Source organism: Oleiphilus sp. HI0043 (genome assembly GCF_001634935.1).
Genome location: NZ_LWEY01001735.1, coordinates 1 through 1,441 on the forward strand (window position 1 = coordinate 1; position 1,441 = coordinate 1,441).

The window sequence follows — 1,441 nt, forward strand, 5'->3', positions numbered from 1 at the left end:
TTCCTATGATGTGCCCGTCAAAGCGATTTCTGAATATCAGAATTTGCTTAAGAAAAACTCACAGCAAGAAGCTGTTTATCATGCTTACCAAGTTATGAGCCAACCGGTCGTTAGTGTTCAGCTAAGCGATACATGGGGATACGTACTTGAGTTATTCGAACAGGTGCATTATCAGGTAGTTCCTGTTCTGGATAATAAAGGGCAGCTAGTTTCAGTAATCTCTCGCCAACAAATATACGCTAAGCTCTTGTCTCAATCGTCGGTTCAAATGGGGCGGGACACTTCATTATCGAGTGTTATCCAAACAAGGGGGAAATCTGTTGTTTCAGCGGATCCTGTGACAGATGTTCGTAGAGTGGCCAAGGCCTTAGTCATGTATAGCTTGGATGCAATCCCTATTGTGGATGCTGAGCATCGTTTAGTGGGGATTGTCTCCCGCACTGATATTTTAAGGTGTGTGACTGCCAACCCTCCTCTTTCAATGTGGTGTTAGCGCGAAAGAGACTTAAGCCCCCAAAGAGATCTAGGCGAAGATTTATCTGTGTCAGAAAATTCCTTATTAAATGAACGAATTAAACTGCTTTTTTAAGGGAATGTTCATTGAGAAACTGAGGCTATATTAAGTAGCTGTATGAAGCTATCGAATACAAACCATTCTAACTCCCTTGCTCGAGCGAACTTTCGAGACACCCCGCATTGCGGGGTTTTTTTATATTCTGCAATACTCTTAGCATAACTTTATGTTCGTTAAAATCGAGTAATCATTTAGCTAAAATCTGATTTTTACGAGCATTAATAGTTGAAATAATGGCTTAGCTTTTAATCGTTTTAGTTGATGATTAGTGCTGTCAAGTGTTGGATTATATTTTCCAAATTATGAGAGGGACTAAAAATGAAATTGAATCATATTATGGTACCTATTTCTCCAGGAGGTGGAATTGCTCCAAGCTTGGGTGAGCTTATCGGCTTGAGGAGTGACAATGATGAACCGCTAGAGGTTAAGTTTATTACTGTAATCGAAGACGCTGACTTTTCTAGAATCTCGGGTTATATGAGAGCCTCTCCTGCGACACTCCTAGAGCACGCAATCAATGTTGAGCTTGAGCGGCTGGATGCCATGATTGCGCTCTTAGAAAAAAAGCTTCCTGATGTGTTATTTGAGCGCGAAGTTGTAACAGGCGTGGCATTTATCAATCTTATATTAAGTGCGTTGCGGGGCCACTATGATTGTATTGCCATCTCTAAGCCTAGTACCAACAAGAAAGATAGTAGTGTTATGGGAAGCACTTTGATGCACCTGATGCGTAAGTCACCCACGCCAACTTTCGCGATTGGCCACCAAAAAATGTGCCCTGAAATGAAAATAGCCGCAGCTATCGATGTAAGTAACATTGATGTTGATAGCGGCTTGAATCAGCAGATACTTGATGCAGCTTTGAGC

At 41.6% G+C, this 1,441-nt stretch carries 2 protein-coding genes; both read left to right on the forward strand.

What is annotated here, in order from left to right:
- Nucleotides 1-493 (forward strand): HPP family protein (locus A3729_RS26500; protein ID WP_068634456.1); only part of this gene is annotated, 493 nt, incomplete at its 5' end.
- Between the two features lie 399 nt (nt 494-892).
- Nucleotides 893-1,441, forward strand: a 549-nt coding sequence (locus A3729_RS26505; RefSeq protein WP_156498154.1) for a hypothetical protein, incomplete at its 3' end; no start/stop codon positions are given.